Source organism: Massilia cellulosiltytica (assembly GCF_047325105.1).
In the GTDB taxonomy this organism is placed as follows: domain Bacteria; phylum Pseudomonadota; class Gammaproteobacteria; order Burkholderiales; family Burkholderiaceae_D; genus Telluria; species Telluria orientalis.
This window is the reverse complement of sequence record NZ_CP168562.1, coordinates 2,545,442-2,565,824: the sequence shown is the minus strand read 5'-3', so window position 1 is coordinate 2,565,824 and position 20,383 is coordinate 2,545,442. Positions and strand designations below refer to the sequence as shown.

At 66.1% G+C, this 20,383-nt stretch carries 16 protein-coding genes; 14 read left to right on the top strand and 2 right to left on the bottom strand.

Annotation, left to right across the window (positions count from 1 at the left end):
• The first annotated feature begins 45 nt into the window (after positions 1 to 45).
• From ACEN9H_RS11345 to ACEN9H_RS11330, 4 genes are all read left to right on the top strand, one after another.
• A complete protein-coding gene (locus tag ACEN9H_RS11345) occupies positions 46 to 294 on the top strand; it encodes a heavy-metal-associated domain-containing protein (protein ID WP_056125087.1) in 249 nt (82 codons plus the stop codon).
• Entirely contained in the window at positions 287 to 499 is a 213-nt protein-coding gene (locus ACEN9H_RS11340; protein ID WP_413674814.1) for a hypothetical protein, read from the top strand. Before ACEN9H_RS11345 ends, ACEN9H_RS11340 begins: the two co-directional genes overlap by 8 nt.
• 339 nt (positions 500 to 838) lie before the next feature.
• Positions 839 to 1,390: a hypothetical protein gene (locus ACEN9H_RS11335; RefSeq protein ID WP_413674813.1), complete on the top strand. Its 552-nt coding sequence runs from the start codon at positions 839 to 841 to the stop codon at positions 1,388 to 1,390.
• Positions 1,391 to 1,474: 84 nt separating this feature from the next.
• Positions 1,475 to 2,308: a PhzF family phenazine biosynthesis protein gene (locus tag ACEN9H_RS11330; protein ID WP_413674812.1), complete on the top strand. Its 834-nt coding sequence runs from the start codon at positions 1,475 to 1,477 to the stop codon at positions 2,306 to 2,308.
• Here ACEN9H_RS11330 and ACEN9H_RS11325 read toward each other — a convergent pair.
• The gene (locus ACEN9H_RS11325; RefSeq protein WP_413674811.1) at positions 2,305 to 3,864 is read right to left on the bottom strand and encodes a methyl-accepting chemotaxis protein; all 1,560 of its coding nucleotides are present in this window, start codon (positions 3,862 to 3,864) and stop codon (positions 2,305 to 2,307) included. The two genes, ACEN9H_RS11330 and ACEN9H_RS11325, sit on opposite strands and share 4 nt — an antisense overlap.
• 170 nt (positions 3,865 to 4,034) lie before the next feature.
• On the opposite strand from ACEN9H_RS11325, the gene moaA reads away from it, so the two are divergent.
• The 4 genes from moaA to ACEN9H_RS11305 are packed head-to-tail and all read left to right on the top strand — an operon-like array spanning position 4,035 to position 8,311.
• The gene (moaA, locus tag ACEN9H_RS11320; RefSeq protein WP_056125101.1) at positions 4,035 to 5,009 is read left to right on the top strand and encodes a GTP 3',8-cyclase MoaA; all 975 of its coding nucleotides are present in this window, start codon (positions 4,035 to 4,037) and stop codon (positions 5,007 to 5,009) included.
• Between the two features lies 1 nt (position 5,010).
• A complete protein-coding gene (locus ACEN9H_RS11315; RefSeq protein ID WP_413674810.1) occupies positions 5,011 to 5,658 on the top strand; it encodes a carbonic anhydrase in 648 nt (215 codons plus the stop codon).
• Positions 5,655 to 7,607, top strand: a complete 1,953-nt coding sequence (locus ACEN9H_RS11310; RefSeq protein WP_413674809.1) for a type IV pili methyl-accepting chemotaxis transducer N-terminal domain-containing protein — start codon at positions 5,655 to 5,657, stop codon at positions 7,605 to 7,607. The genes ACEN9H_RS11315 and ACEN9H_RS11310 overlap by 4 nt, the downstream gene beginning before the upstream one ends.
• 17 nt (positions 7,608 to 7,624) lie before the next feature.
• Complete coding sequence (locus tag ACEN9H_RS11305) at positions 7,625 to 8,311, top strand: response regulator (protein ID WP_056125107.1); 687 nt, start codon at positions 7,625 to 7,627, stop codon at positions 8,309 to 8,311.
• Here the strand turns inward: ACEN9H_RS11305 and ACEN9H_RS11300 are convergent, their stop codons facing one another.
• On the bottom strand, positions 8,312 to 10,627 hold the full coding sequence (locus ACEN9H_RS11300; RefSeq protein WP_413674808.1) for a response regulator: 2,316 nt from the start codon (positions 10,625 to 10,627) through the stop codon (positions 8,312 to 8,314).
• 195 nt (positions 10,628 to 10,822) lie between these two features.
• On the opposite strand from ACEN9H_RS11300, the gene ACEN9H_RS11295 reads away from it, so the two are divergent.
• The 6 genes from ACEN9H_RS11295 (at position 10,823) to narI (ending at position 20,374) form a co-directional block, all read left to right on the top strand.
• Positions 10,823 to 12,094 carry an MFS transporter gene (locus ACEN9H_RS11295; protein ID WP_413674807.1) on the top strand — a complete coding sequence of 424 codons (1,272 nt, stop codon included), beginning with the start codon at positions 10,823 to 10,825 and terminating at the stop codon, positions 12,092 to 12,094.
• Positions 12,095 to 12,123: 29 nt separating this feature from the next.
• Positions 12,124 to 13,488, top strand: coding sequence for a NarK family nitrate/nitrite MFS transporter (locus ACEN9H_RS11290; protein WP_056125115.1), 1,365 nt, complete (start codon positions 12,124 to 12,126; stop codon positions 13,486 to 13,488).
• Positions 13,489 to 13,634: 146 nt separating this feature from the next.
• On the top strand, positions 13,635 to 17,444 hold the full coding sequence (locus ACEN9H_RS11285) for a nitrate reductase subunit alpha (RefSeq protein ID WP_413674806.1): 3,810 nt from the start codon (positions 13,635 to 13,637) through the stop codon (positions 17,442 to 17,444).
• A gap of 20 nt (positions 17,445 to 17,464) precedes the next feature.
• Complete coding sequence (gene narH, locus ACEN9H_RS11280; RefSeq protein ID WP_413674805.1) at positions 17,465 to 19,021, top strand: nitrate reductase subunit beta; 1,557 nt, start codon at positions 17,465 to 17,467, stop codon at positions 19,019 to 19,021.
• Between the two features lies 1 nt (position 19,022).
• Positions 19,023 to 19,694 (top strand): nitrate reductase molybdenum cofactor assembly chaperone, encoded by a 672-nt coding sequence (gene narJ / locus ACEN9H_RS11275; protein WP_413674804.1) that lies wholly within the window; start codon positions 19,023 to 19,025, stop codon positions 19,692 to 19,694.
• Positions 19,691 to 20,374 carry a respiratory nitrate reductase subunit gamma gene (gene narI, locus ACEN9H_RS11270; protein WP_160407841.1) on the top strand — a complete coding sequence of 228 codons (684 nt, stop codon included), beginning with the start codon at positions 19,691 to 19,693 and terminating at the stop codon, positions 20,372 to 20,374. The genes narJ and narI overlap by 4 nt, the downstream gene beginning before the upstream one ends.
• Positions 20,375 to 20,383 lie beyond the last annotated feature (9 nt).

Sequence of the window (20,383 nt, the reverse complement as noted above, 5' to 3'; positions counted from 1 at the left end):
CCCTACCCTGACGGTGTACCAACGACCCAACGCAAAAGGAGCATCATGCAACACGATTTCCAGTTCTCGGCCCCTCTCGCCTTCGCCGACATCGAACGCCTCACGAGCGCCTTGTGCACGCTGCCCGGCGTGCGCGGCATCGACCTCGAACCGGGCGGCCGCGAGATGCACGTGGAGTTCGACGAGGACGCCACGTCGACGCAGGACATCACCGCGGCGCTGCTGGGCGCCGGCTACGGCGAAGCGCGCAAGGAAAAGAGCGGCGGCTGCTGCGGCGGGTGCTGCGGTGGTTGAGAGCCTGTCGGCCGGCGTGCGCCGCCACGCCTGGCTCGCCACCGCGATGACGGCGCCGATGATGCTGATGCCCGCCGTGCTGGCGTGGCAGGAGTGGGCGGCCGGCGACCGCATCGCCACGTGGGCCGGCGCCGGCGTCGCGGCGCTGGCGATGGCCGGCACGGTGGCCGGCATCGATGCGCTGATGCGGCGTCACGATCATTAGGAGCGCCTGACAAACCCCTGCAATTGCCATTCAAGCAACAACCGCGTACACTGAGCCGGTCCAACCGCCGGCTGTCGGCCATGAGCGGACATCTGTTCCGGCGCGCCCGCACATACTTTCTACATATTGGAATGCATATTCCTTCCGCTACTTTCCTCTTGCTGATCATTGTCCTCTTTGCCGGATCGGGCCTTATGCCGAACAAATGGTTGAAGTTCGCCTTTGGATCGACTGGAATCGTCGTTTTGGTGTCAGGCATCGCAGGTGTTTTCGGCTAAAACGACATCGGCGACATGCAGACCTTTTCCGGCCTTATCAACATAGGAAAGTCAGAGCAGGATGGAAATTTCTGGAGCACACCTCAAGGTCATGCGCGACCCTGCGCGCATCTTTCCAGTAATCGCTCATCCCGATGCGATACGTAGTGCAACGGTATGGCACTGCCGATACAAGAGCCTCGAACCCTTGGCCGAGTTGCGCGACCTGGAAGAACTCGTGATCGCCACCTTTCCTGACGAGTCGTTCGAATTCCTTGGAAGGCTCGAGAATCTCCGCTATCTACGCATCGTGCACATGCCCAGGATCAGCGATCTCGGGCCGCTGGCCAGGTTGACACGGCTGATATCACTATCGTTATCGACGCTTCCAAGCTGGGACGCGTCCGGGAGGACCACCACCATCCGGTCGCTCGATCCGCTCACGGCAATCCCTGGGCTGGCCCATCTGGAACTTCTTGGTATCTGCCCGCCCGACAAATCGCTCGGTCCCCTCGAGAAGTGCAAACGTCTCCAGACGGCCCGGGTCTCGCAATACCCTCGAGCCGAAATAGACCGCTTCTTTGGCCAGACAAGCGTCGCTGATCGGTACAACCCGGAACCAACCATTTCGTAATTCATCAATGTCGGCCATCAACGCAACCGCCATCGTTGCGCTGCTGCGACGTAAGCAATCTCTCCGCTATCAACACTCAAGCCCATGAATCGTTCAGTAACGAGTTTGCCGATCTACAAAGTCGACGCATTCACCAGCCAGCTTTTTGGGGGAAACCCGGCTGCTGTGATCTTGATGGAGACGTTTGCGGACGATGGACTCCTGCGTCAAATTGCTGCCGAAAACAATGTTCCGGAAACTGCCTTTCTGGTACCAGACGGTGACAATTGCCGCCTGCGCTGGTTCACGCCTACGGTTGAAGTGCCGCTGTGTGGCCATGCTACGCTTGCAAGCGCTGCCGTCGTCATGGAGCGGCTGCAGCCAGGGCGCACGACGGTGACGTTCGATTCGGCGAGTGGCCCCTTGACCGTCAGGCGCATGGGCGACCGGTACGTGATGAATTTTCCGGTACGCGTGCCACGATCGATACCCCTTCCGGCGAGGCTGGCGGAAGCACTGGGAATCGAGCCAGTGGAGACGCTGGACGACGGTTTTAATTACATCGCTGTACTGCAGGATATGGAGGCGGTCCGTGGCCTGGCGCCAGACATTGCCGCGATCGCGCGGCTCGACCGCCCCGGCGTCGTCGTCACCGCTCGGGGAGACCAGCGATGGGATTGTGTGAGCCGCTATTTTGCGCCCGCCAAAGGAATACCTGAAGATCCGGTGACCGGCGGCGCTCACTGCGGACTCGCACCGTATTGGAGTGCACGCCTGGGAAAGAGCGAACTCCGCGCATTCCAGGCTTCGCCTCGTGGTGGCGAACTGACATGCCGGCTCGTCGGCGACCGTGTCGAGTTGGAAGGCGCTTGCGTGTTTTATCTGGAAGGTAAGGTTGCCGTTCCCGTTGATCAAAGCGCCGAACGGGGCTACCGTTAGACGCGCCCGGCGGCTTCGAGCCTGAACATGCGGATCGTGTCGTTCAGCGTATGCGCCTGTTCCTGCAAGGCCTGCGCCGCGCCGGCGGCCTGCTCGACGAGGGCCGCGTTCTGCTGCGTCACGCTGTCCATCTGGCCCACGGCCTGGTTGACCTGCTCGATGCCGATGCGCTGCTCGTCGCTGGCCGCCGTGATGTCGGCCATGATGCCCGTCACCTGGCGCACGCTGGCCAACACGCGCTGCATGGTGTCGGCCGCGCGGCCGGTGAGTTCGGTGCCGCCCGCGATCTTCGCGGTCGAATCGTCGATCAGGTGCCGGATCTCGCGGGCCGCTGCGGCCGACCGCTGCGCCAGATTGCGCACCTCGGTGGCGACGACGGCGAAGCCCTTGCCCTGTTCGCCGGCACGCGCCGCTTCCACCGCGGCGTTGAGCGCGAGGATATTGGTCTGGAACGCGATGCCGTCGATGATGCCGGTGATGTCGGCGATGCGGCGCGCGCCGTCACTGATCTCGTCCATCGTGGCCGCCACGCGCGCGACGGCGTCGCTGCCCTCGGCGGTGATCGCCGCCGTGGCCGCCGCCAGCGCGTTCGCTGCGCGCGCATTGTCCGCGTTCTGCTGCACGGTGCCCGTCAGTTCCTCCATCGACGAAGCGCTCTGCTGCAGCGCGCTGGCCTGCATCTCCGTGCGCGCCGACAAGTCCATGTTGCCGCTTGCGATCTGCGAGGACGCCGTGGCGATCGTCTCGGTCCCGCGCCGCACTTCGCCGACCATCGTGCAAAGGCTCGCGTTCATCGCCGCCAGCGCGCCGAGCAGCTCGCCGACTTCGTCCTGCGAACCCGCCTCGATCCGGCTGGTGAGATCCCCGCCGGCCACGCGCTGCGCCACCGCGACGGCGCTGCGCAGCGGCAGCACGATCGAGCGCGCGAGGCGGACGGCGAACACGAGGCCGACGGCCAGCGCGGCGCCGCCCAGCGCCAGCATCAGCACCCGGCCCGACGCGATCCGGTCCTGCACGGTCTTGCCCGCGGCGACCGCGCGCCCCTTCTGCAGCACGTTGAGGTCATGCACGGCCTGCTGCAACACGTCCAGGCGCGGCAGGGTTTCCGCCAGCACCAGTTGCTGCGCCTCGTCGCGCTTGCCCGCGTCGACGAGGGCGTTCACCTGCGTGAACGAGGCCACGTACGCCTCGCGCCGCTCGGTCACCCGGGCCAGCACGGCCTTGCCTTCTGCGCTGGCGACGAGGCGGCGCAGCGTGGCCAGCGCAGCGTCGATCTCGTGCCGGTTCAACGCGATGTTCTCGCGCACCCGGGTCCGGTAGCCGTCGTCCGGCGCGATGAACAGTTCCAGCGTGCGGCGCGCATTCGCCCGCGTCATCGTGTCGATGGTGGCGGCGGCTTCCGCCTTGGCCCAGTCGTCGTCGATCAGCGTCGCCGTCGCCCGGCCGACATCGTGGAAGCGCTGCAGCCCGACCGCGACCACGAGCGCGAGCAGCACCAGCACGAGGCCGAAGCCGGCGGCAAGGCGCGTGCCGATCCTGAAATTTGACATTTTCATATGAATTCCTCTCGTTTCGACACATTCTTGCCGATAGGAAATCAAGTCTAGCGGCAGCCTGCGTGGCCCGACATACGCCGAAAGAACTAGCTCCCGTCATCCGTCATGCCGACAGCCAGAGTGGCGCGCGGTCTCTACAATCTTCACCATCACCCCTTTGGAGAACCGCAATGTTGCGCGACCGCTACGGCCGAACGATCGAATACCTGCGCCTGTCCGTGACGGACCGTTGCGACCTGCGCTGCACGTATTGCATGCCGACGGGTTTCAAGGGGTTCGAGGAGCCGGAGGACTGGCTCACGTTCGACGAGATCGAGCGCCTGCTGCGTGCGTTCGCCCGCCTCGGCACGCGCCGCATCCGCCTGACGGGCGGCGAGCCGCTGCTGCGCCGCCACGTGACCGACCTGGCCGGCCGTATCGCCGCCATCCCCGGCGTCGACGACCTGTCGCTGTCGACCAATGCCACGACCCTGCGCCGCCACGCCGAGGCGCTGCGCAAGGCCGGCGTCGCGCGCATCAACGTCAGCCTCGATACGCTGGACCGCACCTGCATGGAATCGATCACGGGCCGCGACAGCCACGCGCGCATCCTGGACGGCATCATGGCTGGCAAGGAGGCCGGTTTCGATCCCATCAAGATCAACATGGTCGCGATGCGCGGCGTGAACGACGGCGAGATCGAGCGCATGGCGGAATTCTGCATCGGCCACGGCTTCGTGCTGCGCCTGATCGAAGTGATGCCGATGGGAGAAACCGGCCAGAACGCGGCCTACATGGACCTGCAGCCCGTGCGCGAACGACTCCAGCAACGATTCGACCTCGTGCCGCAGGCGCTGGAACTGGGCGGCGGACCGGCGCGCTACCTCGCCACCCGCGACGGCAGGAGCAGCATCGGCTTCATCACGCCGATGTCGCAGCATTTCTGCGCCACCTGCAACCGCGTGCGCCTGGCGGTGGACGGCACGCTGTACCTGTGCCTGGGCCAGGAAGAGAAATTCGAATTCCGCCCGCTGCTGCGCGCCGGCGCCAGCGACGCGGAACTCGAAGCCGCGATCCGCCACGCCATCGAACTGAAACCCCACCAGCACGACTTCACGGCGCGGCCCGAGAAAATCGTGCGCTTCATGTCGCAGACGGGAGGCTGACATGCAGGACATCGAACGCTTCATCCGCGGCTTTTCCCGCTTCCAGCAGCGTTTCATGAGCGAGCCGGTCGTGCGCGCCTCGCTGCGCGACGGCCAGCATCCGTCCACGCTCGTCATCGGCTGCTGCGACGCGCGCGTCGACCCGGCCCTGCTGACGGGCTGCGATCCGGGCGACATCTTCGTCGTCCGGAATATCGCGAACCTCGTCCCGCCGTGCACCGCGGACGCGTCGGCCGGCGTCAGTTCCGCCATCGAATTCGCCGTATGCGGCCTGGAAGTGGCGCGCGTCGTCGTGCTCGGGCATGCGCGCTGCGGCGGCATCCGGGCCCTGATGTCGGGCAAGCGCGTGACCGAGGAGACGGATTTCGTCGCGCGCTGGATGCGCATCGCGGAGCCGGTGCGCGCGGAAGTGCTGCGCGCGCTGCCGCACAAGCACGACGACGCCCGCTGCCGCGCCGCCGAGCAGGCCAGCATCCTCCATTCGCTCGACAACCTGATGACCTACCCGTGGCTGCGCCGGCGCGTGGAAGCGGGCAAGGTCGCGCTGCACGGCTGGTATTTCGACATCGGGACCGGCGAGCTACTGGCCTACTCCCCGCGCAAGCAGGAATTCCTCAACCTCGTCCAGCCGCTGGACGCCGCGGCATGACGACGCCGCCCGCTTATCCGCCGATCCCGGGCCACCTGCGCCTGTCGACCCGCATCGCCGGCGCCCTGGTCGGCTTCCTGCTGCTGGCGCTGACCGCCATCGGCACGACGTTGTGGCTGTCGTGGCAGCTGGAAGGCTCGGCGGCCGCCATCAACGAAACGGGCGGTGTGCGCAAGCAGGAATACCGGCTCGCGATGCTGCTCGGCCGCGAGGTGCGCGCGCCCGGCGGCGGCTACGCGCGCGACGCGCGCGCGCAGATCGCGTCCATCGATGCGACCCTCGCGCTGATCGACCGCGGCGACCCGCAGCGTCCCCTCGGCCTGCCGCCGACGGCCGCCATCCGCGACAGCTTTTCCATGGCCACGCTGCGCTGGCAGCGCGAGCTGCGGCCGCTCGCGCTGCAGGTGCTGCAGGCACGCGGCGACGAGCGCCTGCAGCCGCTGCGCGACTTCCTCGGCGGGGTCGATGCCTATGTCGCCCAGATCGACGCCATCGTGGGCCTGATCGAACGGGACAACGAGGTGCGCACGTTCTGGCTGCGCTGCTCGCAGCTGGCGCTGATGGCGCTGGCGATGGGCGGGACCGTCGTCCTCGTGTACCTGATGTTCAGCCTCATCGTCGACCCCGTCGAGCGCCTGCAAGCGGGGATGCGCAGCATGGCCGACACGGATTTCGGCGTCCGCCTCGACGTGGCCAGCCAGGACGAATTCGGCCAGCTGGCGGCCGGTTTCAACCGGATGGCCGACCGCGTGGAACAGGTCTACGCGAGCCTGGAAGACAAGGTGCGCGAGAAGACGGCCGCGCTGGAAGGCCAGAACCGCGAACTGGCGCTGCTGTACGACAGCGCCGCCTTCCTGCAGGTGCGCCAGACGCTGGAGCCGATGTGCGAAGGCTTCGTCGAGCGCATCATGCGCTACTTCGGCGCGGACGGCGGCTCCGTGCGGCTCATCGACGCCAATTCGGACAAGGTGCATCTCATCGTGCAGGCCGGCCTGTCCGACGAGATGGTCAAGGCCGAACGCTGCATGCCGGTCGGCGACTGCCTGTGCGGCGAGGCGGCGCAGGACAAGCGCCCCGTCGTGCGGCTGCTGCGCGCGGTGCCCGGCCCCGACGTGTCGCGCTGCGCGCGCGAAGGGTTCGCGACGGTGTCCGTGTTCCAGATTTTCGCCCAGGACCAGCACCTCGGCGTATTCAGCCTGCACTTCCGTAGCGAGACGTCATTCAACGACCGCGAGACCGCCCTGCTGGAAACGCTGGGCCGGCTGCTGGGCACCGCCATCGAGAACATGCGGCTCGCGGCGCGCGAGCGCGAAATGGCCATCTCGGAAGAGCGCAACATGGTGGCGCGCGGCCTGCACGACAGCATCGCCCAGGGCCTGAACTTCCTGAACCTGCAGGTGCAGATGCTGGAACAGTCGCTGCACGACGGGCAGCAGCAGGATGCGGCCGCGATCGTGCCGCTGCTGCGCGCGGGCGTCAAGGAAAGCTACGAGGACGTGCGCGAACTGTTACAGAATTTCCGCAGCCGGCTGGAAGAGGATGACCTCAACAGCGCCCTGCGCAAGGCCGTGCGCAAGTTCCGCGACCAGACGGGCGTGGAGGCCAGCTTCAAGGCCGAAGGCGGCGGCGGCCTGCCGTTCCCGCGCGAGGAACAGCTGCAGCTCCTGTTCATCGTGCAGGAAGCGTTGTCGAACATCCGTAAACACGCCCATGCCGACAAGGTGCTCGTCCAGGTCCGCGACGGCCAAGACTTTTCTCTATCGATCAGCGATAATGGCGTCGGGTTCGATGCCGCCGCCGTGCCGGCGTCCGGCGACAGCCACGTGGGATTGCATATCATGCGCGAACGGGCCCGGCATATCAACGCCGACCTGGCCATCGAATCCGGGAGTGGCGCCGGCACCACCGTCCGCCTGTACGTCCCCAGCGCGCACCGGCGGGCCGCTTGAATCGAATGGAGTTGTGTATGGAAGAAGCCCTCGAGCCGATCAGCGTGCTGCTGGTCGACGATCACACGTTGTTCCGCAGCGGCGTACGTTCGCTGTTGCAGCGCAATCCGCGCTTCACCGTCGTCGGCGAGGCATCGGACGGTATCGACGGCGTGAAGCGGGCGATGCAACTGAAACCCGACGTGATCCTGCTCGACCTGCACATGCCTGGCATGACCGGCGTGGAGACCCTGGAACTGATCCTGCAGGGCTGGCCCGAGGCCGCCGTCATCATGCTGACCGTGTCCGAGGAAGGCGAAGACCTGGCCACCGCCCTGCACGCGGGCGCGCGCGGCTACCTGATCAAGAACATCGACGCCGACTACCTGCAGCGCGCCATCGAGCGCGCGGCCGCCGGCGAATCCGTGCTGGCCGAATCGATGGCCGCCAAGCTCGTGGCCCAGCTGCAGAAACAGCGCGAACCCAAGCCGGCGGCGCCGCCGTCGGACCTGGACAAGCTGACGCCGCGCGAACGCGAGATCCTCGCCTGCCTGGCCCGCGGCGAAAGCAACAAGCTGATCGCGCGCGTGCTCGACCTGGCCGAGAGCACGGTCAAGATCCACGTGCAGAACATCCTCAAGAAGCTCGGCCTGTCGAGCCGCGTGCAGGCGGCGGTGTTCGCCGTCGAGCAGGGGATCGGCAGCGGGCCGGATCGGCAGGGTTGATCAGCGCAGCGCGAGCAGCGCCTTTTTCGCGTCCTCATACGCGGCGGTGAGCAGCGCCATCTGCTCCTGCGCATCCTCGAAGTTCTCCGCCTTCCCCATCAGTTCGAGGTTCGTGCACGGCACCCGCATCCGGTTCGCGCCGACGAAATCGATGCTCGACAACAGGTAGTGCGCGGTCGCCGCCAGCAGCTGCCCGTCGTGCTCGCGCACGGCGTGTTCCAGCTTGTGCAGCAGTTGCGGCACCTCGCCCACGAACGCGTTCACGACGTCCTCCAGCAATGAGGCATCGTCGTCGATGGCGCGCAGCTGCGCGATGCGGGCCGGGTCCAGCACGGCGTGTCCTGCGCGGCGCGCCGCCACGTGGTCGCGCGCGGCGGCCAGCGCCTTGTCCAGCACGTCCATCTCGATCGGCTTCGGCACGTAGTCGTTCATGCCCGCGTCCAGGCAGCGTTCGCGGTCGCCCGGCATGGCGTTGGCCGTCATCGCGATGATGTAGGGCGCGTTGGCGCCGCGGAAGCGCTCGCGCAGGCGGCTTGTCGCTTCCAGGCCGTCCATTTCCGGCATCTGCATGTCCATCAGGATCACGGGATAATCCTGGCGCTCGAGCGCCGCCACGGCTTCGAGGCCGTTGCCGACGACGTCCGCGCGGTAGCCCAGGTGGCGCAGCAGTTGCCGGATTACCTTCTGGTTGATCGTGTTGTCCTCGGCGACGAGGATGGCGAGGTCCGTCTCTTCGCGGGCCGGCACCGGCGCCGGCCGCGCCGCGGCCTGGCGCTCGCCCAGCACCTGCTGCAGCGCTTCCAGCAGCGCGGCCGGCTTGATCGGCTTGCTCAGCCACGCGGAAAATTCGCGCACCGCGTCCCCGTCCGCACCGGTGTGGCGCTGGCCGACGGACGTCAGCAGCACGAGCGGCAGCGCGGCCCTGTCGCGATGCTTGCGCAGTTCGCCCGCGAGGCGCGCGCCGTCCATGTCGGGCATCTGCATGTCCAGTACCGCGACGTCGAACGGGTGGCCGTCGCGCACGAGGTCCAGCGCCTCCACGGCCGATGCCGCGGCCAGCGGCGACATGCCCCACAACAGCGCCTGCTTCATCAGGATGCGGCGGTTGGTCGCATTGTCGTCGACGATCAGGATGCGACGTCCGCGCACCGTGGCCGCGCGGTCGCGCAGCACGTGTTCGGCCAGCTGGTCGTCGAACGCATCGGCGACGATGGCCGCGCTGAACGTCGAGCCGCGTCCCGGCTCGCTGTCCACCGTCAACCCGCCGCCCATCATCTCCGCGAGGCGCCGGCTGATCGTCAGGCCCAGGCCCGTGCCGCCGTATTTACGCGTGGTCGTCGCGTCGACCTGCGTGAACGAGTGGAAGATGTCGTCCAGGCGGTGCGGCGGGATGCCGATGCCCGTGTCGCGCACGGCGAACACGAGGCAGTAGCCGCCCTCCTCGCGCGGCTCGCCCGACACGGTGACGACGACCTCGCCGTGGTGCGTGAACTTGATCGCGTTCGACAGCAGGTTCACGAGGATCTGGCGCAGGCGCGTGGCGTCCGCGAGGATCGTGGCCGGCACGCCCGGTTCGATCATGTACGCGAGATCCAGGTTCTTGTCGCTCGCGCTGGGCGCGAGCAGGTCGAGCGCTTCCTCGACGCAGCGGCGCACTTCGAACGCTTGGCGCTCGAGGTCGAGGCGCCCCACTTCCAGCTTCGAATAGTCGAGCAGGTCGTTGATGATGGCCAGCAGCGCCTCGCTGCTGGAGCGGATCGTCTCCGTGTAGTCGCGCTGTTCGTCGTCGATCTCCGTGTGCAGCAGGAGGCTCGTCATGCCGATGACGGCGTTCAGCGGCGTGCGGATCTCGTGGCTCATATTGGCCAGGAACATGCTCTTGGCCTGCATGGCCGCCTCGGCGCGGTCGCGCGCCAGTTCCAGCTCGCGCTCGTAGGCCTTGCGCTCCGAGATGTCCTGCAGGATCGCCGTGAGGATCACGCGCCCGCCCGCCGCCGATTTCGAGATCGTCGCCTCGGCCGGGAATTCGCTGCCGTCCTTGCGCACGGCGTAGATGGTGCCCCGCTCGCCCATGCGCCGGGCCGTGCGCTCCCCGTGCTGGAAGCCGGCCACCCGCTCCGCGTGGCCGGGACGGAAGCGCGGCGGCATCAGCATCGCCAGGTCCTGGCCCGTCACCTCCGCGGCGGTCCAGCCGAACACCCGTTCCGCACCCTTGTTGAACAGGATGATCTTCTGCCGCTCGTCCGTGCAGATCACGGCGTTTTCGGCGATGTCGATGATGTTGCCGAGCTGTTCGGGGCTGAGTGTGTGCGGCATGGGCGGTTCCGTGCGACTGGGGCGCAATAGGGGCGATAGGGGGCAATAAGCGCCATCGTACACGGACCTACACCTTTATGACTAGGCCGCCTAGCTCCATTGCGCTGCCGCGCCCACCCCTCCGGCCAATGGTTGGGCAGGCCCCCGCCACGTACGCTTCCGGCATCACCACGTGCTTTTATCGGGAGAACAAAAATGAGCACCGACAGACGGCCCCTCGCGGTCCTGGTCAGCAGTACCTTCGCATTCACGATCTGCTTCGCGATCTGGATGATGTTCGCGGTGCTGGGCATCCCCATCAAGACGTCACTCGGCCTGAACGAAACGGAGTTCGGCCTCCTCGTCGCCACGCCCGTGCTGAGCGGCGCCCTCGTGCGCGTCCCACTCGGCATCTGGACCGACCGCTACGGCGGCCGCATTGTCTTCTTCACGCTGATGCTGGCCTGCGCGCTGCCGATCTGGATGATCAGCCATGCCACCGCCTACTGGCACTTCCTCGTGCTGGGCCTCTTCGTGGGCCTGGCCGGCGGCTCGTTCTCGGTCGGCACGCCGTACGTGGCGCGCTGGTTCGGCAAGGAGCGCCGCGGCCTCGCGATGGGCGTGTTCGGCGCCGGCAACTCCGGTTCCGCGCTGACCAAGTTCGTGGCCCCCGCCATCATCGCCGCCCTCGGCTGGCAGGCGCTGCCCAAGGTGTACGCCGTCGTGATGGTCGCCACCGCCCTGCTGTTCTGGTTCGGCACCTATTCCGACCCGTCGCACAAATCCGCGTCCGGCGCGAGCTTCGCCGCGCAGATGCGCGTGCTGAAGGATCCGCGCGTGTGGCGCTACTGCCAGTACTACTCCGTCGTGTTCGGCGGCTACGTGGCGCTGGCGCTGTGGATGACGAAATACTACGTGGGCGAATACGGCTTCGGCCTCAAGGAAGCCGCCTTGTTGGCCGCATGCTTCTCGCTGCCGGGCGGCGTGCTGCGCGCACTGGGCGGCTGGATCTCCGACAGGTTCGGCGCCTACAAGGTCACCTGGTATGTGATGTGGGTGTGCTGGGTGTGCTTCTTCATCCTGTCGTATCCGCAGACCACGATGAGCGTCAAGACGGTCTCCAGCACCATGGACCTGCACATCGGCCTCGGCCCCGTGACCTTCACCCTGCTGCTGTTCGTCGTCGGCGTCGCGATGGCCATCGGCAAGGCATCCGTGTTCCGCTTCATCGCCGACGATTTCAGCGACAACATCGGCGCCGTCTCGGGCGTCGTCGGCCTGGCCGGCGGCCTCGGTGGCTTCATCCTGCCGATCATGTTCGGCGCCATCGTCGACCTCACCGGCATCCGTTCCAGCTCTTTCATGCTGCTGTACGGGACCGTGTGCGTGTCCCTCGTCTGGATGCATTTCTCGTTCAAACCGCAAACCAGGGCGGCCGTCGCCGCACCGGCGCATTCCTCAACCAAGCCGTTGCGCAAGGCCGCTTGATACCACTTCATTAATCACAGGAGAACATCGTGAGTCGTTACCTCATCTCGACCTGGGAACCCGAGGTTCCCGCCTTCTGGCACAGCCGCGGCAAGCCCACGGCCAGCCGCAACCTCTGGATCTCGATCCCCGCGCTGATGCTGGCGTTCGCGATCTGGATGGTGTGGAGCGTCGTCGTCGTCAACCTGCCGGCCATCGGCTTCAAGTACAGCACCAACCAGCTGTTCTGGCTGGCCGCCGTGCCGGGCCTCTCGGGCGCCACCTTGCGTATCTTTTATTCGTTCATGGTGCCGATCTTCGGCGGCCGCAAATGGACCGCCATCTCCACCGCGTCGCTGCTGATCCCCGCGCTCGGCATCGGTTTCGCCGTGCAGGATCCGAATACCAGCTACCCGACCATGCTCGTGCTGTCGCTGCTGTGCGGCTTCGGCGGGGGCAACTTCGCGTCGTCGATGGCCAACATCAGCTTCTTCTACCCAAAAGCGCAGAAGGGCTACGCCCTCGGCATGAACGCGGGCCTCGGCAACCTGGGCGTCTCCGCCGTGCAGTTCGTCGTCCCGCTCGTGATCACCTTCGCCCTGTTCGGCGGCGAAGCGCAAACGTGGACCAAGGCCGCGGCCACCAAGCAGATGTGGCTGCAGAACGCGGGCTTCGTGTGGGTGCCGTTCATCATCGTCAGCACGCTGGCCGCCTGGTTCGGCATGAACGACCTCGCGTCGGCCAAGGCGTCGTTCGCCGAACAGGCCGTGATCTTCAAGCGCAAGCACAACTGGCTCATGTGCTGGCTGTACGTGGGTACCTTCGGCTCGTTCATCGGCTATTCCGCCGCGTTCCCGCTGCTGACCAGCACCCTGTTCCCGCAAGTGAACCCGCTGCAGTACGCATTCGTCGGTCCCCTCGTCAGCGCCCTGGCCCGCGTGGCCGGCGGCTTCATCGCCGACAAGCTGGGCGGCGCCCGCGTCACCGTGTGGACGTTCGTGTGCATGATCCTGGCCGTGCTGGGCGTATTGCACTTCCTGCACGCCGGCAGCTTCGCCGGTTTCTTCGGCATGTTCCTCGTGCTGTTCGCCTGCACCGGCGTCGGTAACGCATCCACCTTCCGCATGATCCCCGTGATCTTCCTGACCCTGCACCAGCGCGCCGCCAAGGGCCAATCGGAAGGCGCACAAGCGCAGGCCGTCGCCAGCGCCAACAAGGAAGCGGCCGCCGTCCTCGGCTTCACCTCGGCCATCGCCGCCTACGGCGCCTTCTTCATCCCGAAGAGCTACGGCACCTCGATCGCCCTGACGGGCAGCGCCGACGCCGCCCTGTGGTGCTTCATCGGCTTCTACGTCACCTGCATCGCCGTCACCTGGTGGTTCTATGCCCGCAAGGGTGCCGAGATCACCTGCTAGTCATAAAGGAGTAGACGGCCTACTCCCTAATCCGGGCCGGGACCGACTTCTTGCGAATACCGCGTAGCCGGCCCGGTCCGTAGACTGAACACAGCTGCACCACACCGAATATCGAGAGCGCGCCCCGGCGCGCCGTTGGAGAAACCATGAGTCACTTTTTGGACCGCCTGAAGTTTTTCGGCAAACCGAGCGAGACGTTTTCGAATGGCCACGGGGCCGTCGTCAACGAAGACCGCACCTGGGAAAAGGCCTACCGCCAGCGTTGGCAGCACGACAAGATCGTGCGCTCGACGCACGGCGTCAACTGCACGGGCTCGTGCAGCTGGAAGGTCTACGTCAAGAACGGCCTGATCACCTGGGAGACCCAGCAGACCGACTACCCGCGCACCCGCCCGGACCTGCCGAACCATGAACCCCGCGGTTGCCCGCGCGGCGCCAGCTACTCGTGGTACGTCTACTCGGCGCAGCGCGTCAAGCACCCGATGGTGCGCGGCCGCCTGATGCAGCTGTGGCGCGAAGCGCGCACGACCCGCGATCCGGTCGCGGCCTGGGATTACATCACGAACGATCCGCAGAAGGCCGCCAGCTACAAATCCGTGCGCGGCCAGGGCGGCTTCGTGCGCGCCAAGTGGGACGAGGTCAACGAGATCATCGCCGCCGCCAACGCCTACACGATCGGCAAATACGGCCCGGACCGCATCATCGGCTTCTCGCCGATCCCCGCCATGTCGATGGTCAGCTATGCCGCCGGCACCCGCTACCTGAGCCTCATCGGCGGCGTCGCCATGAGCTTCTACGACTGGTATTGCGACCTGCCGCCTTCCAGCCCGCAGGTGTGGGGCGAGCAGACCGACGTGCCGGAATCGGCCGACTGGTACAACTCCACATACCTGATGGTATGGGGTTCGAACGTCCCGATGACCCGCACCCCCGACGCCCACTTCTACACGGAAGTGCGCTACAAGGGCACGAAGACCGTCGCCGTGTCGTCCGACTTCGGCGAGATGGCCAAGTTCGGCGACATCTGGCTCGCACCCAGGCAGGGCACCGACGCGGCATTGGCCATGGCCATGGGCCACGTGATCCTGAAGGAATTCCACGCCACCGGCAAATCGACGTACTTCCGCGACTACGCCAAGCAGTACACCGACTTCCCGATGCTCGTCATGCTGAAGGAACGCGACGGCACGCTGGTCCCCGACTACTTCCTGCGCGCCTCGCACCTGGCGAACAACCTGGACGAAGCCAACAACCCGGAATGGAAGACGCTCGTCATCGACCAGGCGACCGGCAAGATCGTCGCGCCGAGCGGCTCGATCGGCTTCCGCTGGGGCGAGTCGGGCAAGTGGAACCTCGAACAGAAGGAAGGCGCCACCCGCAACCCGATCGATCCGCAGCTGTCGCTGCTGGACGGCCATGACCGTATCGTCCCGGTGGGCTTCCCCTACTTCGGCGGCAAGGATGCCGACGACCTCCTGCTGCGCAACGTGCCGGTGAAATCCATCACGCTGGCCGACGGCACCACCGCGCTCGTCACCACCGTGTACGACCTGTCGATGGCGAACTACGGCGTCGACCGCGGCATCTGCCCGAACGCCGCGAAGAGCTACGACGACGACGTCCCGTACACGCCCGCATGGCAGGTCAAGCACACCGGCGTGAAGGCCGCGGACGTCGTGACCGTGGCGCGCGAATTCGCCGACAACGCCGACCGCACCCGCGGCAAGTCGATGGTGATCGTCGGCGCGGCGCTGAACCACTGGTACCACATGGACATGACGTACCGCGGCATCATCAACATCCTCATGATGTGCGGCTGCGTCGGCCAGAGCGGCGGCGGCTGGGCGCACTACGTGGGCCAGGAAAAGCTGCGCCCGCAGACCGGCTGGACGCCGCTCGCCTTCGCACTCGACTGGAACCGCCCGATGCGCCAGATGAACGGCACGTCGTTCTTCTATGCGCACACGAGCCAGTGGCGCCACGAGAAGCTGCACACGTCCGAGATCCTGTGCCCGACGGCGGACGGCAAGCTGGAAGAGATGGCGCTGATCGACTTCAACGCCAAGGCCGAGCGCATGGGCTGGCTGCCGTCGGCGCCGCAACTGGAAACGAATCCGCTGGAGGTCGTCCGCGCCGCCGAAGCGGCGGGCCAGGATCCGGCCAAGTACGCGGTCGAGCAGATCAAGGCCGGCAAGCTGAATTTCTCGTGCGACGACCCGGACAACCCCGCGAACTTCCCGCGCAATATGTTCGTGTGGCGCTCCAACATCCTGGGCAGCTCCGGCAAGGGCCACGAGTACTTCCTGAAATACCTGCTGGGCACCCAGAACGCGCTGATGAGCGACGAAGACGCCTGCGTCAAGCCGCGCGACGTGAAGGTGCGCCCGGCCGCCGAGGGCAAGCTGGACCTGCTCGTGGTGCTGGACTTCCGCATGTCGACGACCTGCCTGTACGGCGACATCGTGCTGCCGACGGCGACCTGGTACGAGAAGGACGACCTGAACACGTCCGACATGCACCCGTTCATCCACCCGCTGTCCGAAGCCGTGCAGCCGCTGTGGGAAGCGAAGTCGGACTGGGAAATCTACAAGGGCATCGCGGCCAAGCTGTCGGAAATCGGCGGCGCCCACCTGGGCACCCGCAAGGACCTGATCCTCACGCCGCTGCTGCACGACACCCCGGGCGAACTCGGTCAGCCATTCGATCCGAAGGACTGGCGCCTCGGCGAGTGCGAGCCGGTGCCGGGCAAGACGATGCCGTCGATGACGGTCGTGGAACGGGACTATCGCCAGATCCACAAGAAATTCACGTCGGTCGGCCCGCTGCTGGAAAAAGTGGGCAACGGCGGCAAGGGCATCGACTGGAAGACCGGCCATGAAGTGGACGTCCTGCGCGGCATCAACCGCACCGTGCTGGAGGAAGGCGTGTCGAAAGGCCAGCCGCGCCTGGACACGGCGATCGACGCCGCCGAGATGATCCTCACGCTGGCGCCGGAAACGAACGGCCACGTGGCGGTGAAGGCCTGGGAGGCGCTGTCGAAGATCACGGGCCGCGACCACACGCACCTGGCCATCCCGCGCGAGCATGACAGCATCCGCTTCCGCGACGTGCAGGCGCAGCCGCGCAAGATCATCTCGTCGCCGACGTGGTCGGGCCTGGAAAGCGAGGAAGTCAGCTACAACGCCGGCTATACGAACGTCCATGAACTGATCCCCTGGCGCACGCTGACGGGCCGCCAGCAGTTTTACCAGGACCACGTCTGGATGCGCGACTTCGGCGAGGGACTGTGCGTGTACAAGGCCGCGATCAACACCAAGACGACGGAAGCGATCATGAACCGCCGTCCGAACGGGAACAAGGAACTGGCGCTGAACTGGATCACCCCGCACCAGAAATGGGGCATCCACTCGACCTACTCGGACAACCTGCGCATGCTGACCTTGTCGCGCGGCGGTCCGCACGTGTGGCTGTCCGAGACCGACGCGAAAGCCGCGGGCATCGAAGACAACGACTGGATCGAGGTGTTCAACGTGAACGGCACGCTGACGGCGCGCGCCGTGGTGAGCCAGCGCGTCCCGGAAGGCATGACGCTCATGTACCACGCCCAGGAAAAGATCGTGAACGTGCCGGGCGCGGAAATGTCGAAGAAGCGCGGCGGCATCCACAACTCGGTGACGCGCACGGTGACCAAGCCGACCCACATGATCGGCGGCTACGCCCAGCTGTCGTACGGCTTCAACTACTACGGCACGGTCGGTTCCAACCGCGACGAATTCGTGGTGGTCCGCAAGATGCGCGACGTGAACTGGATGGAAGGCGCCCGCGACGAATCGCGTCCGAACGGCGAGCAGCAACCGGCGCGCCCCGCCCCGGCACGGGCGGCAGGCGCGCCGAAGCACGAGACGGAAGACCGCGAACCCGCGCTGGCACGCGTCGCCAGCCCGAAGGGTGCTTGAAAAGATAACGAGGTAAAGACATGAAAATCAGAGCACAAATCGGCATGGTGCTGAACCTGGACAAATGCATCGGCTGCCACACCTGCTCGGTGACCTGCAAGAACGTCTGGACGAGCCGCGACGGCGTGGAATACGCCTGGTTCAACAACGTCGAGACGAAGCCCGGCATCGGCTACCCGAAGGAATGGGAAAACCAGGACAAGTGGAACGGCGGCTGGAAACGCACCGTGTCCGGCAAGATCGAACCGCGCCAGGGCAGCCGTTTGAAAATCCTGGCGAACATCTTCGCCAACCCGAACCTGCCGCAGATCGACGAGTACTACGAGCCGTTCACATACGACTACGAGCGCCTGCAGAACGCGCCACTGTCCGAGACGCCGCCGACCGCCCGTCCGATCTCCGTCCTGACCGGCAAGAAGATGGACAAGATCGAATGGGGTCCGAACTGGGAGGACGACCTGGGCGGCGAATTCGCCAAGCGCAGCAAGGACAAGCTGTTCGACAACGTGCAGAAGGAGATGTACTCGACGTTCGAGAACACCTTCATGATGTACCTGCCGCGCCTGTGCGAACACTGCCTGAACCCGACCTGCGTGGCATCGTGCCCGTCCGGCTCCGTGTACAAGCGCGAAGACGACGGCATCGTGCTGATCGACCAGGACAAGTGCCGCGGCTGGCGCATGTGCATCTCGGGCTGCCCGTACAAGAAGATCTACTACAACTGGTCGTCGGGCAAGGCCGAGAAGTGCACGTTCTGCTACCCGCGCATCGAGGCGGGCCAGCCGACCGTGTGCTCGGAAACCTGCGTGGGCCGCATCCGCTACCTGGGCGTGCTGCTGTACGACGCCGACAAGATCGAAGCCGCCGCTTCCGTCGCCGACGAGCAGGACCTGTACGAAGCGCAGCTCGGCCTGTTCCTCGATCCGCACGATCCCGACGTGATCGCGGAAGCGCGCCGCCAGGGCATCCCGGACTCGTGGCTGGAATCCGCCAAGCGTTCGCCCGTCTACAAGATGGCCGTCGAATGGAAGATCGCGTTCCCGCTGCACCCGGAATACCGCACGTTGCCGATGGTGTGGTACATCCCGCCGCTGTCGCCGATCCAGGCCGCGGCCGAAAGCGGCAAGATGGGCATGAACGGCATCCTGCCTGACACGAAGAGCCTGCGCATCCCCGTGCGCTACCTCGCCAACCTGCTCACCGCGGGCAAGGAAGCGCCGGTCGTGCATGCGCTGGACCGCATGCTGGCGATGCGTGCCTACATGCGTTCGAAGTCAGTGGACAAGGTCGAGAACCTCGACGTGCTGCGCCAGGTGGGCCTGTCGCAGGCGGTCGTCGAAGACATGTACCACATCATGGCCATCGCGAACTACGAAGACCGCTTCGTGATCCCGAGCAGCCACAAGGAGATGGCCGAGGACAGCTTCAACGAAAAGGGTTCGTGCGGCTTCTCGTTCGGTAACGGCTGCTCGGACGGCACCAGCGACGCCTCGCTGTTCGGCAAGAAGAGACAGGGATCGACGATCTTCGTCTCGATGCCGAAATCGCGCAAGAAGAAAGAAACGGAAGGAGCCTGACATGACCCACTACCGCATCCTGTCCGCCCTGCTGCTCTACCCGGAGGGCGACCTCGTCGCCGCCCTGCCCGAACTGGAAGACGGCCTGCCGCTTCCGATGCGCGCCCGGGTGGCGCCGCTGCTGGCGCACCTGGCCGAGAACGACATGATCACGCTGCAGCAGGAATACGTGCAGACGTTCGACCGCACGCCGTCGCACTCGCTGCATTTGTTCGAGCACATCCACGGCGAATCGCGCGACCGCGGCCAGGCCATGGTCGACCTGATGGAAGAGTACAAGAAGCACGGCCTGGAAATGCAGGGCGACGAGCTGCCGGACTTCGTGCCGCTTTTCCTCGAATTCCTGTCGCAGCTGGACGAAGAGGAAGCCGGCCGCCTGCTGGGCGACGCGGTCCACGTGCTGGCCTTCATCGGCCGCAAGCTGGCCGCGAACGGCAGCCCGTATGCCTGCGTGTTCGACGTGCTGGAAGGCTTGTCCCCGGTCGCGGCGGAAGAACTGTCCGAGCCGCCGATCAAGGACATGGACGAGGCGCTGGAAACCTTCGGCCCCGGCGCGGACGGCGTCGAGCCCCTGCTCAAGCCGCAGGGGAAGCCGCAGGGTTCCGGCCCGCAACCGATCAATTTTTACCCGCGCGGCACGCGTCCTGCCGTGCATCAGGAGGAGGCAGCATGAACTATATAAATCAATTCCTGTTCGGGATCTACCCGTACATCGCGCTGGCGATCTTCCTGCTCGGGAGCCTGATCCGCTTCGACCGCGAGCAATACACGTGGCGCTCCGAATCCACGCAAGTGCTGCACAGGGGCCAGCTGCGGCTGGGCAGCATCCTGTTCCACATCGGGATCATCGGCCTGCTGGGCGGCCACGCCGTCGGCCTGCTGACGCCCGTGTGGGTGTGGGATACGCTCGGCGTCACGCACGGCGCCAAGCAGCTGTTCGCGATGGCCGCGGGCGGCGTGATGGGCACCCTGTGCCTGGTCGGCATCCTGCTGCTGCTCGCCCGCCGCCTCGGCAACGAGCGCCTGCGCGCCGCCACCACGTTCAAGGACAAGATCGTGCTGCTGTGGATCCTCGGCACCCTGCTCCTCGGCCTGTCGTCGATCTTCGTGTCGGCGGGTCACCTGGACGGCCACATGATGGTCCTGCTGATGACCTGGGCCCAGCACATCGTGACGTTCCGCGGCGACGCCGCCGGCTTCATCCTCGATGCGCCGCTCGTGTTCAAGCTGCACCTGTTCATGGGGATGTCGCTGTTCGTCATCTTCCCGTTCACCCGCCTCGTCCACATCTGGAGCGGTTTCGGCGCGGTGACTTACCTGGGCCGTGCCTTCCAGCTGGTCCGTCCGCGCTAAGGAGCAATC

Bases quoted from the DNA above. Each gene is read 5' to 3' on its own strand.
- ACEN9H_RS11310 (WP_413674809.1), top strand. From the start codon at position 5,655: ATGACGACGCCGCCCGCTTATCCGCCGATCCCGGGCCACCTGCGCCTG.
- ACEN9H_RS11285 (WP_413674806.1), top strand. From the start codon at position 13,635: ATGAGTCACTTTTTGGACCGCCTGAAGTTTTTCGGCAAACCGAGCGAG.
- ACEN9H_RS11325 (WP_413674811.1), bottom strand. From the start codon at position 3,864: ATGAAAATGTCAAATTTCAGGATCGGCACGCGCCTTGCCGCCGGCTTC.
- narI (WP_160407841.1), top strand. From the start codon at position 19,691: ATGAACTATATAAATCAATTCCTGTTCGGGATCTACCCGTACATCGCG.
- ACEN9H_RS11335 (WP_413674813.1), top strand. From the start codon at position 839: ATGGAAATTTCTGGAGCACACCTCAAGGTCATGCGCGACCCTGCGCGC.
- narH (WP_413674805.1), top strand. From the start codon at position 17,465: ATGAAAATCAGAGCACAAATCGGCATGGTGCTGAACCTGGACAAATGC.
- ACEN9H_RS11305 (WP_056125107.1), top strand. From the start codon at position 7,625: ATGGAAGAAGCCCTCGAGCCGATCAGCGTGCTGCTGGTCGACGATCAC.
- ACEN9H_RS11295 (WP_413674807.1), top strand. From the start codon at position 10,823: ATGAGCACCGACAGACGGCCCCTCGCGGTCCTGGTCAGCAGTACCTTC.
- ACEN9H_RS11330 (WP_413674812.1), top strand. From the start codon at position 1,475: ATGAATCGTTCAGTAACGAGTTTGCCGATCTACAAAGTCGACGCATTC.
- moaA (WP_056125101.1), top strand. From the start codon at position 4,035: ATGTTGCGCGACCGCTACGGCCGAACGATCGAATACCTGCGCCTGTCC.
- ACEN9H_RS11300 (WP_413674808.1), bottom strand. From the start codon at position 10,627: ATGCCGCACACACTCAGCCCCGAACAGCTCGGCAACATCATCGACATC.
- ACEN9H_RS11345 (WP_056125087.1), top strand. From the start codon at position 46: ATGCAACACGATTTCCAGTTCTCGGCCCCTCTCGCCTTCGCCGACATC.
- ACEN9H_RS11315 (WP_413674810.1), top strand. From the start codon at position 5,011: ATGCAGGACATCGAACGCTTCATCCGCGGCTTTTCCCGCTTCCAGCAG.
- narJ (WP_413674804.1), top strand. From the start codon at position 19,023: ATGACCCACTACCGCATCCTGTCCGCCCTGCTGCTCTACCCGGAGGGC.